Below are 13,641 nucleotides of genomic sequence, written 5' to 3' on the forward strand. Positions count from 1 at the left end.
TTTTCTATTTTGCCGTTTACAGAAGGTATTCCCGTATTTGCGAAAGAAGTCGCAATCTGAAGTTAAATGAGAATACGGAAATACCATTTCATGAAAAATACGCTCAAGACTGTCGCCGTTGCAACCATGCTGGCGACACCAGCGATCGGTGCCGAACAAGCCTTCGTATGTGAATACACAAGCGGCTACGGCGGTTGGACCAGCGAAGCGGCCCTCTTTATCTTTGACGAGGACAAAGGCACGGCGCAGGCCTATGACTACTATATCAAGGAAATGCACGGCGGCCCGATCGATGTGAAACTCACACGTGCCAGCACTCAGCGCATTCAATTCAACTGGGAAGTCAAAGCTATCCCGTCCCGGTTTCGCAGTGGCGACACCCGATTGGTGGACGTCAAATACCGTGCATCAATAAACATGAAGACGAAACAAGGATCTCTTCGTGCAACGCCGACAGTGGATGTGTTGAACGACACCAAAGCGACCGGAAAATGCCGACCGGTTCAACCTTAAGTTCAAGAACTCTTAAGTCGGACAAAGGTACTGGCCGTGGGCGTCGCGATGGGCGCTGTGACCGCGTTTCGACCACTTTCAAAAGAAGCCCGTTGATGCGGTCGTTGGCGCGGAGCCGGGGCATATTGAATGCCCCGTCTTGATTTTCGCATCCATCGCAGGCCTGATGCCGTATACGGGAGACCTGAGGAAAGGCCGTAAACAATGAAGCTATTGATCCCTATGCTACTTGCTGCCGCTTTGGCTGCTCCGCTTGCCAGCGCTCAAACATTTGATTGCAGTTTTCCGCGGCAAGGTGCGAACGAATGGATCCGCAGCCGAATTGTCGTGACGTTCACTGGCGACCAGGTGACCGTATTTGATAGCCTCATCAATCAGGAGAAGGGCGGTCCGATCCCGGCAACTGTTCAGAAAAACACAGACACGCGGCTGACCCTGCGGTGGAAACTCAAGGGTGTCAAAACCAGTCTCGGCTACGGGCCGTCCTTGAACTACTCCCTCAGCTATTTCAAACAGCGCAACAAGGCGACCGCCAATCTGAACGCACCGGGCATCGACATTCTGAACGCTTTCGGCGAGTCGCCCGAGTACTACAGCGCTCAGGGAACGTGCCAACGTCGCTGAACCGGACTAGGGTCACGTAAATAGGACGCTTTGGGCTTGACCTTGCCCTGAAATCCCCCGCATCTGGGGGCAGACAAATTTCGCGCAACAGAAGAGGATGCTGCAATGGCTTTTGAACTTCCTGATCTCCCCTATGCCCACGACGCACTTGCTGACAAAGGCATGTCCGCCGAGACGCTGGAGTATCACCACGACCTGCACCACAACGCCTATGTCACCAATGGCAACGCCGCCATCGCGGGCACAGAGTGGGAAGGCAAGACGATGGAAGAGATCATCGTTGGCACCTACGACGCAAACGCAGTGGCACAAAACGGCATCTTCAACAACATCTCCCAGCTGTGGAACCACAACCAGTTCTGGGAAATGATGGGGCCGGGCGCATCTGCAATGCCGGGTGAGCTTGAGAAAGCTCTGATCGAATCCTTCGGTTCTGTCGACGACTTCAAATCCCAGTTCTCAGCGGCAGGCGCAGGCCAGTTCGGGTCCGGCTGGTGCTGGCTGGTTAAAAATGCGGATGGTTCGCTGGCAGTGACCAAGACCGAAAACGGTGTAAACCCACTGTGCTTCAACCAGACTGCTCTTCTGGGCTGTGACGTATGGGAGCACTCCTACTACATCGATTTCCGCAACAAACGCCCGGCATACCTGTCCAACTTCCTCGACAATCTAGTGAACTGGGAAAACGTAGCTTCGCGCATGTAAGTCGCGTTGATCGCATCATGAAAGCCCGCCAAGGAGTACCTTTGGCGGGCTTTATTATTTCTTTCAGATCGAATTCGCCTCAGGCAAACGCTTGCGAAAGGCGCACCTCCGCTTCTGTGACTGTGTCCACCACCTGCACAAAGCCCTTGAGGCTTTCTTCGGCAAATCCTTCGCCGATCACGTGATCCAGCAAGCCGACCAGTGGGTCCCAGAAGCCGTTTACATTCAGAAGCAGAACTGGCTTCTCATGCAGGCCAAGTTGGCGCCAGGTCAACACTTCAAAAAACTCGTCCAGCGATCCTGCCCCCCCGGGAAGAACGACAATAGCATCGCAGTTCATGAACATCACCTTTTTGCGTTCATGCATGTTTTCCGTGACGATGAAATTCGTGAGATCCCGTTTGCCAACTTCCCAATCCAGCAAATGTGTCGGGATCACACCGAATGTCTCTGCACCAGCGGATTGCGCGGCTGTGGCCACGGCTCCCATCAGCCCGACGTCACCAGCGCCGTATACCAGCCGCCACTCATTCGCTGCGAGCCGCTCACCCAGAGCCTCCGCGGCCTCCTGATAGGCGGGATCGGCGCCGAAACGTGAACCACAAAAGACACAAACAGACCGCTTGCTCATGATTTTCCTCAATATCTTCAAAGCTGTTTTGACCAGCAATACCCCTGTTGCTAATGTCGCTCAACAAAGATAAGCGCCGATTTCGGGGGATGGGGGCGGATGAGCAAACTCACTACATTTCTAAGCAGCAATGCATCGCTGGTGGGCGGCGTTGTTGCTGTGACAACAGTGGCGTTGGTCGCGTTGGTCGCAAATGGCGTTCTCGGACCGCAGGAAATGCCCACTGCGGAGCCCGCAACGCAGGCTGCCGTAGAGGCGCCAAAGACTATCAAGCCGCAGGAAGATGCGGTTGATGAACCTGCTGTCGCCAGCGAGCCGAAGGAAGACACTACAGAAACTGCCGCCACGGCGCCAATCGCCACCGAGGAAGTGGCGGTAGAAGAAAGCACCGCAGCTGACGAGTCCTCTCAGGAAGAGACAGTGGCGCCGGATGTTGCCGAAACGGCCCAGACGGAAACCGAAGCGCCGATAGAAACCCTGCCGGTATTTGACCTTGTACGGATCGAGCCAGATGGCGAGGGACAGATAGCAGGCACGGCGGCACCTCATGCGTTGGTGGCCTTGCTTCTGGACGGCGGGGAAATCGCGCGGGTTCAGGCGGACGCTTCAGGTAAATTCTTTACTTTCATAACGTTGGGGCCAAATCCTCAACCGCGGGAATTGTTGCTCGTTGAACGTCGGGCAGCAGGTGACCTTACATCTGAAAGCTCTTTCCTTGTAGCCCCGATCGCAGCGCCTGTCGTGATTGCTCAGGCAGAGGATGAAACCTCTGAGGCCGTGGATGAGGCGACCGCCGAGCAGACCGAAGACGTTGTAGACGACGCGGCTCAGGTGGCTGAGAGCGAAACCGGCGAGACTGATAGCGAAGCGGAGCAGATGCAAACTGCCCAATCTGAACCGGCTCAATCAGAACCGAAAGCACCCGCTGTGCTGGTGTCGGACTCTGATGGTGTGCGGGTGGTGCAACCAGCGGGGTCATCGGATGAGCCAGAGGTCGAGTCGGCCGTGTCGATTGACGCCATAAGCTATTCGGAAGGGGGCTCGGTTGTAGTGGCCGGCCGGGGCTTGCCAGATGGTTTTGTGCGCCTTTATTTGAACAACGCCTTGGCATTGACCACACGTGTTGACGCGAGCGGTGTATGGAGCGCGGAATTGCTGGATGTTGATTCCGGTCTTTACACCATGCGGGCCGACGAAGTGAACGCTGACGGCAAGGTTCTCAGCCGCGTCGAAACGCCCTTTAAGCGTGAAACACCCGAACGGGTCGCAGAGGCTCAGGCAATTGCGCAGGCGTCGCAATCTGCCGACGAACCTGCTGTTGAAGACGCACCGGCCGCCTCTGAGGCGGAAGCCACTGAAGAACCGGACGTGACCGTGACGAAAGAAGTGCCTTCCGAAGAGCAACCCGCGGAAAACGCGGTGGTTGCAAGTTCCGAAGAAGAAGCCTCTGCGCCGTCCAGAGAAGTTGCGTCAAATGCAGTCGAGGAACCGGAAAAGGAGGCCGCAGAGGCCGACCCGGTAAAAGCGGAAACGCAACCTGCGCCGGAAACGGAAACCGCGCAGACCGCGACTCCGGCGCAGCCAGCGGTCCAGATCGTGACGGTACAACCGGGTTCCAGTCTATGGGCCATTGCGCGTGATCGCTACGGAGAGGGAACGATGTATGTGCGCGTTTTCGAGGCCAATCAGGACAAGATCCGCAATCCGGATCTGATCTACCCCGGTCAGGTGTTCACCGTTCCAGAGTGATCTGTGCACCTTCATGGCTGGTAATCCATTGAGCCGGGCGATAGTTTCGTCCGGCTCAGGCAATTTTTGAGGCACGCATCATGTCCATGGGGCACACCGCCACCGAAGAAGAACTCGCCCGCAACGAACAGCGCTCCGGATGGCGCACGATCCGCAAGGTCGCGCCATACCTGTGGCCAGAAGACAAGGCGTGGGTCAAATACCGTGTTGTGCTGGCCATGCTGGCGCTGCTGGCGTCCAAGCTCGTCGCCGTCTACACCCCGATGCTTTACAAGGGGGCCGTAGACGCACTGGCAGAAGATGCCGTGTCGCCTTTGATGTTGGGGGCGGTCGGTTTGACCGTTGCTTATGGTGTGGCACGGCTCATGGCGAACGGCTTTCAGCAGTTGCGCGACGCGATTTTTGCAAAAGTTGCACAGCGCGCGCTGCGACAGCTGGCGCTTGAGACCTTCGAACACATCCACAGACTGTCGATGCGGTATCACATCACGCGCAAAACAGGTGGACTGAGCCGCATCATCGAACGCGGCGTGAAGGGCGTTGAATTCCTGCTACGCTTTATGCTGTTTTCCATTGGCCCGCTCATTCTCGAACTGCTGCTCATCGGGGTGATCCTCGCGGTGGTGTTTGACATCTGGTACCTGGTGGTCGTCGCGGTGACGATTGCGACCTATGTCGCCTTCACCTTCAAGGTCACGGAATGGCGCGTGAAACTTCGTCGTAAGATGAACGATCAGGACACGGACGCGAACCAGAAAGCCATCGACAGTCTGCTGAATTTCGAGACGGTCAAGTACTTTGGCGCCGAGCGACGGGAAGCTGCGCGGTATGACTCGGCCATGGCAGGCTATGAGGAAGCCGCGCTCAAGACGTCTTATTCGCTGGCGTTCCTGAACTTTGGACAGGCGTTTCTGATCACGTCCGGGCTGGTGGCTGTAATGGTCATGGCTGCGCTTGGCGTCGAAAATGGCACGCTGACTGTAGGCGACTTTGTCATGGTCAACGCTTACATGATCCAGATCACCATGCCGTTGAATTTCCTTGGTACCGTGTATCGCGAAATCCGGCAAAGCCTTGTGGATATGGGGGAGATGTTCGATCTGCTGGAGCAGCCAAGCGAAGTGTCGGACAAGCCGGACGCCAAATCAATCGACGTGGAACGTGGCAAGATCGAACTCGACAATGTGGCGTTTGGCTATGATCCCGAACGCCCGATCCTGCGCGGTGTCAGCTTGAACGTGGAAGGTGGGCAAACCGTTGCCATCGTTGGCGCCTCTGGGTCGGGAAAGTCGACTATCGGAAGGCTTCTGTTCCGGTTCTACGATGTGCAGGGAGGGGGCGTGCGCATCGACGGCCAGGACGTGCGGGACGTGACTCAGGAAAGCCTGCACGACGTGATCGGCGTGGTGCCTCAAGACACCGTGTTGTTTAACGACACCATTCGTTACAACATCGCCTATGGCCGTGATGGCGCAACCGATGCCGAAATCATCGATGCCGCCAAAGCCGCGCAAATTCACGATTTTATTTCCCAATTGCCTGATGGCTATGACACGGCGGTCGGCGAGCGCGGGTTGAAACTGTCTGGTGGTGAAAAACAGCGCGTAGGAATCGCACGCACGCTGCTGAAGAATCCTCCGCTGCTGTTGCTGGACGAAGCGACGTCGGCGCTGGATACCGAAACCGAACAGGGCATCAAGGAAGCGTTGGCGCTGGCTGGGCAGGGTCGCACGGTGATAACGATTGCCCACCGTCTGAGCACCATTGCTGAAAGCGATCGGATCGTGGTGCTAGAGAAAGGCGAAGTGGTCGAGGAGGGGACGCACGCCGAGTTGTTAGAACGGCAAGGCCGTTACGCCCAGCTTTGGCAACGTCAGGCCAACGAAGATGAAGCGGCCTGAGGCTGACCACTTCGCAAAGAAAAAAGGGGCAAACCTTCAAAGTAGGTTTGCCCCTTTCTGTTAGCGTGCCGGCCTCAGTTGCAGCGCCGATTTACTCCGCAGCTTGCAGCCCGTCCGGGCCCTTGTTTTTCTTAGCCTCTTCGTCGCGTGGAGCTTCGACTTCCGGCGCCAGTTCTTCCGGCTCGGGCTTTGCGGCTTCGGCCTTGGCGATGTCCTCCGCGGTCGGTTCCGGGATCGGTTCGGCCTTGTCTTCGGCAGGGGCCTCGGCGGCAGGTTCCTCATCCCAGAACAAGACCGGTGATTTGACCTGTTGCGCTGCATGGCGCAGGGCCCAGTCCTGACCCGCCTGACTTGCACGGCCCATGGAAAGGCGACCCAGCAGCATCGAAAGCCACTGAACATACGTGCCGAACCAGACGCGGACCGCCAGCAGCGATGGGGTCACCACCAGCGTCAGAACCGTTGCAATACCAAGACCAAACACCACAGCTGTCGCAAGTTGCTTCCACCAGAGGGATGTCGGGCTGTCGAAGGAATACCCACCGTTGATAAAGTCGAGGCTCAGCCCGTACATCATCGGTGCAAGACCGGCCATTGTGGTGATCGTGGTTAGCAGAACCGGACGTATACGGCTTTGGGCCGTGCGCACAATCGCTTCGATTCGCGGCATATATTGGCTGTATTCCTGATAGGTATCGATAAGAACAATGTTGTTGTTCACCACAATGCCCGCCAGCGCCACGATGCCAGTACCGGTCATGATGATCGAGAAAGCCTGATCCATAACCAGCATGCCGATCAACACACCAGTGGTAGACAGAATGACCGCCAACAAAACCAAAATGGAATTGTAGAGGCTGTTGAACTGCGCCAGCAAGATAATGAACATCAGAAACAGCGCACCCGCAAAGGCGGAGCTGAGGAAGGCCTGACTCTCGGCCTCATCTTCCTGATCGCCAGTCCACTCCCACTTGACGCTCGCAGGCAGGTCCGCATTTTCAACCCAGTCTGTCAAAACACCGATGCGTTCGTTGGGTGTCATCACAACACCTTCAAACCCTCGGTCCTGATAGGATGATTTGATGTCCGGATTATCATTCCAAAGGTCGGCTTCGATGATCTCGCGGGCTCCGGTTTCCGGATTGTGCAACGAGATCATGTCCGACATTACGCCAGCTTTGACATCGAAGTACCGTTGCTGATCAATGCGGTTGATCTCCGCCAGTTTGGCAACCGGTTTGCGCGTGATGAAGTTGGACAGCGGAACCAGACCTTCGGCCGTGCGCACCTTGAGTGTGTCCAAAGTGCTTAGAACGCGGTCCTCTTCGGGCAGACGCACTCTGATGTCGATTTCCTCGTCGGAGCTGTCAACGCGCATGGTGTCCAGAAGGATACCGCGTGTCACGAGTTGGACCATTGCACCCACCGTGGCGACATTCGCGCCATAGCGACCTGCTTTGGCCACATCCACCTCGATTTCCCAGTCGATGCCGGGCAGGGGGCGCGTATCCTCGATATTCACGAGGCCGTCTGTTGCGTCAAACGCAGCCCGCGCCATTGTCGTTGCCGTGATCAGATCGTCCCAGTTGTCTCCCTTGAAGCGGAGGTGAACCGGTTTTGCGGACGCTGGGCCACGCCCAAGCTCCAGAATCTCGATCTCGACTCCGGGAATGAGCTGAAGCTCGGCTTCGATGTCACGAATGACCTTAAAGCCTGACCATTCCGCGTCTTTGACCTCGCGTGGGACTTCGATTCCAAGGATCGGAATGGTGAACCAAGTTTCCCAAGTCGTAGGGCGATCTTCCCAAGGGATGGTTTCCAGCTGGATTTGCCCGACCATATCCTTGGGGGCTTGAGCGCCGCCAGTGTTGCTGTCCAGACCACCTTCTCCTGCAAAGGCAAAAGCAGTGTCGATGCCAGGGTGTTTTAGAACGACCGCCTCGGCTTGCTGCAACAGGTTGTCTTTCTGGGTCAGCGACAGGTTGCCCCGCGCTTTGACATAAACAATTGCCTGCTCAGGTTCGCTCTCAACAAAGAATTCGACGCCACGGTTGTTCTGACCAAAGTAAATGAACACCGTGCCGACCACCACGACGACAGCACCGATAGTGACCAGCGGCATCACCGGATTGCCAACGATGCCGTGGATGAATGATCCGAACAGAGACCGGCGATAGCCGGACTTGATCTTCCCTTCGCGGCGCGGGAACACCTTGCGGAAGGCCCAAAGCACAACCAGCTTCGCCCGCGTGATAAAGGCTGCGACTGCGAGAAGAAGGGCAATGCCTGAGACAAGCGCGAGGATGGCGCCAGCCGCACCGCCCAATCCGATAACAAAGAATGCTGCGAACGTCGGGACAACCGAACCAAGAATTTGTTCCGAGTTCATCGTATCGAAGGTGGCGAAGGCAGCATCAAACAGGGCCGAGCCGCCCGCGGCACCCGCGACAGCCGCACCGGCGAAAGCGGGCAGCATCAACAGGTGCAGCCACCATTTGCTTGTGGCAATACGATCAAACTGTGCGCCGAACCAGCGGGTCGTGCGACCCGTGATGCCCCCCATCACGGGCAGGTAGATCAGGGCCACCACAAGCGAAGCAGACAAAACGAAGATCAGGGTGACCGGAAGCATTCCCATGAACTGACCGGGGACACCGGGCCAGAACAGCATGGGCAAAAAGGCGCAAAGCGTTGTCGCAGTCGAACTGACAATCGGCCAGAACATGCGCTTGGCCGCTTCAACATAGGCGTGCATCGGGCCGACGCCTTCCTTGATGCGCTTGTCCGCGTATTCGACGACAACGATTGCGCCGTCCACGAGCATACCGACCGCGAGGATCAGGCCGAACATCACGATATTGGAGATCGTGATTTCCATCGCGGCGAGAAGCGCAAAACATAACAAGAATGATGTGGGGATCGCGAAGCCGACCAGCAATGCGGCCCGCAGACCCAGCGCGGCCAGAACCACAATCATCACAAGCGCGATGGCTGTGAGAACCGACCCTTCAAGCTGGCTGACCATCGCGCCTACCTGACGGCTCTGGTCGTTGGATGTGCCGATGTTCACAGCCGCCTGAAGCTCGTCCGGCCACTTCTTCTGAGCCTCGGCAACGGCCAATTTGATTTCTTCGGCGGTATCGATCAGGTTGAAGCCTTTGCGCTTCACAACTTGCAGGGCAACGGTGTCCTCACCGTTAAACCGCGCGGTGCCTGCGCGGTCCTGAAATGTCAGGTTGATCTCGGCAAGATCTCCGAGTGTGACCACGCGATCGCCATTTGTTTTTACGGGCAGGGTGTAGATGTCACGCGGCTCGCTAAACGATGAAGGGATTTTCACCGCAAAGGTGCCTTGTGCGCTGTCGACTTCGCCAGCGGCGATCAATTGGTTGTTCTGCACAACTACGTCGATCAATTCCTGCGCGGTCACGTTATAGCTCTCAAGGCGCAGGGGATCGATGACCACCTCGACCATCTCGTCACGCTGACCGGCGATACCCGCCTCAAGCACGGCATCCATAGTTTCAAGGTCGCGCTGCAAGTCTTTGGCAATGCGGAACATTGTCCGCTCTGGCACCCGGCCGGTGAGGTTCACGATAATGATCGGAAACTCGGAAAAGTTGATCTCGTTGATTGTGTATTTTTCAAAGCCGTCCGGAAAGCTGCCTTCGGCCGTGTTCATGGCTTCGCGCACGTCTGCCATGACCCGCGACTTGTCCCAGCCAAACTCGAACTCCAGGAACACGCCGGCGTAGCCTTCGGAAGCGGTCGCGCTCATTTTGTCGAGACCGTCGATGTCCGCCAGTTCTGTTTCCATTGGTCGGATAAGCATTTGTTCGCTGTCTGTCGCGGAAATTCCGGGGAAGGGGACAGAGACGAAAAGACCGGGGATCTGGATGTCCGGTTCACCTTCTTTGGGCAGACCCCAATAGGCAAATCCCCCCACCGCAAGCGACAGGAAGATAAAGGCCAGAACCATTCGGGCGCGACCAGCAGCCCAATCGACCATACCAATCATCAGGCGGGCTCCTCATAGAAAGGCAGAACGGTTACGCCCTCTTCGACGTACTCCTGCCCGATGATGATGATGTTGGCCTCATGCGGAGGGCCTTCGATCCAGATGCCTTCGGCGACATCCCGCAACAACTCGACCGGCACAAACTCGACAACGTCGTTGTCTCCAACAAGACGCACCCCAAGGGTACCGTCGTCATTCAGGGTCAGAGCCGACTGCGGCACCAGATGCGCCTCGGCGCCATCAGAGGAAATTGCAATTTCTGCTGTCTGGCCGTCGCGAATACGAAGGTCCTCGTTCGGGATTGCCACTTCGACACGGAAAGTGCGGGTCAGCGGGTCCGCCGAACGGGAAACAAAAGTGACCTGTCCCGTGACTTGCTCGCCTGTTGTCAGTCTTGCACCAGCCAGTGCGCCGACATTTACGCGGTTGATTTCAGTCTCGGGCACAAACCCGACGATGCGGATCGGATCGAGCTGGATAACAGTGCCACACAAGCTGCCTTGCTGGACGAGACTGCCAAGTTCGGCGGTGTCGCTTTCCAGAATGCCACTGAACGGAGCGGTCACGACTAAGCGGTCGATGTCGCGTTGCGCCGCGGCGACAAGAGCTTCGGCCGATTCGATGCCGGCCTGTGTGCTGTCGAGGCCCGAGCGGGCGGATTGCAGGCCTGCTTCGGCGGCGCGAACCGCGGCGGCTGCGGATGCAACGCGCGTGGAAGAGGCGAAACCGCCTTCTGAAAGCTTGCGGGCTGCGTTGTCGTTGATACGGGCTTCTTCAAGTCGGGCTTCAGCCTCGGCCACGCCCGCTTCTGTTGAGGGGACACGGGCGCGTGCTTCGACAAGGCGCGCCTTGGCCTCGGCCAGAATGGCATCACGTGTGCCAGCTTCAAGGCGGCAAAGCTCCTGCCCGAATTCGACGTGCGAGCCACGGCGCAAAGGTTCGCTGATTACGAGACCTCCTGTTTCTGCACGCACTTCAACCTCTCGGTTGGCCTCGGTTTCTCCGCGCAGGATCACGGCGCTATCGATCATGGTGGCTTCCGAGCGCAGCGCAACTACGCGAACTTTCTTGCCGCCGGGCTCTTCGGTTGCAGTCTCGGATGCCTCTGCCGTTTCGGTCGCGGGCGCAGCAACCGCCTCAACACTGTCTCCGGCCGCAAATTCGGCCAGCTTGTCTCGCTCAGCCACAAGCACATAAAGAGCTCCGATCACAAGGACCGCGGTGAGAATCGGAATCAGGCGCATGTGAAATTCCCTGTATCGTAGCGCAAATTATTCACCGACATATTGGGTGGATTATCGGCGGAAACAAGCTCATCTACGTAAAAACTGAACTGTTGGGTTCAGAATATTTTTAGATTTATCCGTCTGCAAGCCAGTTTGTTGCTCTTTTGCCGCGCCTCTTGGCAGCTTGCTGACAAACCGATAAGAGGGTGCAAACTCAACGATAAAGCGGCGGGAGAGCGGCGTGAGCAACACGGACAGTTTCATCGAAGAAGTGACCGAAGAGGTCAAAAGAGACAAGCTTTTCGCGATGATGCGCCGCTATGGTTGGATTGCCGTCGTTTTGATCATTCTGATCGTTGGTGGTGCAGCTTACAACGAAGTGCGTAAATCTCAGGCGGAAACTGCAGCGCAGGCGACCGGAGACGCGATTCTCGCGGCGGTCCAAAATGCCACCGATGGCGGCGATGTGTCGGGTCTCGAAGGTCTTACAACAGAATCTGCGAATGCTCAGATCGTCGCTGATCTTTTGCTTGGGGCAGAGCAACTCGCAAACGGCGACAATGCAGCAGCGGCAGAAACCTTTGACGGCATCGCGCTTGCCGGTGGTGACACGCCAGCCATTTACCGCGACATTGCCGCGTTCAAAGCGCTTCTGGCACGTGCTGAAACCATGCCCTTGGCAGAGCGCCGTTCCGCTCTCGAAGCGCTGGCAAGCCCGGGTGCGCCCATGGCACTCTTGGCGCAGGAACAGCTTGCGCTTGCGGATATTGAAGACGGTGATTCCACAGCGGCAATCGAGCGTTTGAACGGCATCATCGAAGACGCTGGAGTGACACCGGGCTTGCGTCGACGCGCCTCTCAGTTGATTGTGGCTTTGGGTGGAACACCCAACGACGCCATTGGCGCGACGATTGACCAATAATAATTCTTCTGGTGGGGGCCGGAGCAGTGAATAGCAAGACCTTGATATTGGCGGCAGCAGGGGCGGCGCTCCTGATGTCATGCGCCAAGAAAGAAGTCATTCTGCCAGGCGAGCGGGAAGACCTTCGCCAGTTGGCTGAACAGGTCGAAAACACAGCGCCAGCCGTAAGCCTGTCCAAGCAAACCCGCAATTCGAGCTGGACCCACCGGATCGGCACACAGAAATACCGCGTGTCCAACGCTGCGTTGTCTGCAACGCCTCGGCTCGCGTGGTCCACGCCGATCGGAAAAGGCGAAAGCCGCAGGAACCGTATCACTGCGGATCCAGTCGTCGCCGAAGGCCGAATCTTCACGATGGATTCCGAGGCGACCCTGAGCGCGACCTCGACAAGCGGTGCGGCCTTGTGGTCGCGCGATCTTACTCCGGTGAGAGATAAGGCCGGAAACGCTTCCACGGGCGGCCTAGCATATGGCGAAGGGCTACTGTTTGCCACAACGGGATTTGGGTCCATCCGTGCGTTTGATCCCAAAACCGGCGCAGATGTCTGGGAGCAAAAGTTCCAGGCAGTCGGCAGCGGAACACCAACCGTCTTTGGCGGGCTGGTATACGTTGTATCCGGCGATGCAACCGGTTGGGCAATTGATGCCAAGACCGGCAAGGTGGTTTGGCAGGCACTTTCCCTGCCTGACATCCAGAACGTTCAAAGTCCGTCAGCACCAGCGGTTGATGATCGTCTGGTCTATTTCCCCTACGGTTCCGGCGAGGTTCAGGCCAATTTCCGTCGCGGCGGGATCAGCCGCTGGACCGCCGGCATTTCCGACACCCGCCCGGGCCGCGCATCCAATACCGTTGGCGACCTGTCCGGGGACCCGGTTTTGGTTGGCAGCCGCCTTTATGTGGCAAACCACTCAGGCCGTATGGTTGCGCTGGACACAGAAACCGGAGAGCGCATCTGGACTGCTGACGAAGGGTCGCTCAGCCCTGTGTTCCCGACTGGCAATTCCTTGTTCTTCGTGTCCGACCGCAACCGCTTGATGCGCCTGGACGCACGCGACGGTACCGTCATCTGGTCGCAGGAGTTGCCGTATTTTACGAAGGACCGTCCGCGCCGCCAGGCAACTTTGCACGTGCACTATGGCCCGATCATTGCCGGCGGGCGTCTTGTAGTGCCATCCTCGGACGAAAAGCTGCGCCTGTTTGATCCGCAATCGGGCAACGAGGTTTATGTGACCGAAATCCCCGGCGGGGCGGCGACGAACCCGGTTGTTGCTGACGGCGTGTTGTACATCGTGAGTGGTAAGGGGCAATTGCACGCTTTCCGTTGACGCAATAATGGTATATCGGAGCGACCT

At 57.4% G+C, this 13,641-nt stretch carries 10 protein-coding genes; 7 read left to right on the forward strand and 3 right to left on the reverse strand.

What is annotated here, in order from left to right; translation table 11 throughout:
• Nucleotides 1-90 precede the first annotated feature (90 nt).
• The 3 genes from BXY66_RS05575 to BXY66_RS05585 all read left to right on the forward strand — a co-directional run bounded on the left by BXY66_RS05575 (nt 91) and on the right by BXY66_RS05585 (nt 1,842).
• Nucleotides 91-513: a hypothetical protein gene (locus BXY66_RS05575; RefSeq protein ID WP_132859166.1), complete on the forward strand. Its 423-nt coding sequence runs from the start codon at nt 91-93 to the stop codon at nt 511-513.
• Nucleotides 514-717: 204 nt separating this feature from the next.
• On the forward strand, nt 718-1,137 hold the full coding sequence (locus BXY66_RS05580) for a hypothetical protein (protein ID WP_132859167.1): 420 nt from the start codon (nt 718-720) through the stop codon (nt 1,135-1,137).
• Nucleotides 1,138-1,242: 105 nt separating this feature from the next.
• A complete protein-coding gene (locus BXY66_RS05585; protein WP_132859168.1) occupies nt 1,243-1,842 on the forward strand; it encodes a superoxide dismutase in 600 nt (199 codons plus the stop codon).
• A 79-nt stretch (nt 1,843-1,921) separates the two neighbouring features.
• Here BXY66_RS05585 and BXY66_RS05590 read toward each other — a convergent pair whose 3' ends face one another.
• Nucleotides 1,922-2,473, reverse strand: a complete 552-nt coding sequence (locus tag BXY66_RS05590) for an LOG family protein (RefSeq protein WP_132859169.1) — start codon at nt 2,471-2,473, stop codon at nt 1,922-1,924.
• A gap of 99 nt (nt 2,474-2,572) precedes the next feature.
• On the opposite strand from BXY66_RS05590, the gene BXY66_RS20570 reads away from it, so the two are divergent.
• Nucleotides 2,573-4,222: a LysM peptidoglycan-binding domain-containing protein gene (locus BXY66_RS20570; protein ID WP_243694303.1), complete on the forward strand. Its 1,650-nt coding sequence runs from the start codon at nt 2,573-2,575 to the stop codon at nt 4,220-4,222.
• Nucleotides 4,223-4,302: 80 nt separating this feature from the next.
• The gene (locus BXY66_RS05600; protein ID WP_132859170.1) at nt 4,303-6,123 is read left to right on the forward strand and encodes an ABCB family ABC transporter ATP-binding protein/permease; all 1,821 of its coding nucleotides are present in this window, start codon (nt 4,303-4,305) and stop codon (nt 6,121-6,123) included.
• Nucleotides 6,124-6,214: 91 nt separating this feature from the next.
• Here the strand turns inward: BXY66_RS05600 and BXY66_RS05605 are convergent, their stop codons facing one another.
• Nucleotides 6,215-10,141, reverse strand: coding sequence for an efflux RND transporter permease subunit (locus BXY66_RS05605; protein WP_132859171.1), 3,927 nt, complete (start codon nt 10,139-10,141; stop codon nt 6,215-6,217).
• Nucleotides 10,141-11,385, reverse strand: a complete 1,245-nt coding sequence (locus BXY66_RS05610; RefSeq protein WP_132859172.1) for an efflux RND transporter periplasmic adaptor subunit — start codon at nt 11,383-11,385, stop codon at nt 10,141-10,143. Before BXY66_RS05610 ends, BXY66_RS05605 begins: the two co-directional genes overlap by 1 nt.
• A gap of 223 nt (nt 11,386-11,608) precedes the next feature.
• Between BXY66_RS05610 and BXY66_RS05615 the strand changes: the two genes are divergently transcribed.
• A complete protein-coding gene (locus BXY66_RS05615; protein WP_132859173.1) occupies nt 11,609-12,289 on the forward strand; it encodes a hypothetical protein in 681 nt (226 codons plus the stop codon).
• Between the two features lie 26 nt (nt 12,290-12,315).
• Entirely contained in the window at nt 12,316-13,614 is a 1,299-nt protein-coding gene (locus BXY66_RS05620) for a PQQ-binding-like beta-propeller repeat protein (protein ID WP_243694304.1), read from the forward strand.
• The last annotated feature ends 27 nt before the right edge of the window (nt 13,615-13,641 follow it).

The organism is Shimia isoporae, from assembly GCF_004346865.1.
GTDB classification, from domain to species: Bacteria; Pseudomonadota; Alphaproteobacteria; order Rhodobacterales; family Rhodobacteraceae; genus Shimia; species Shimia isoporae.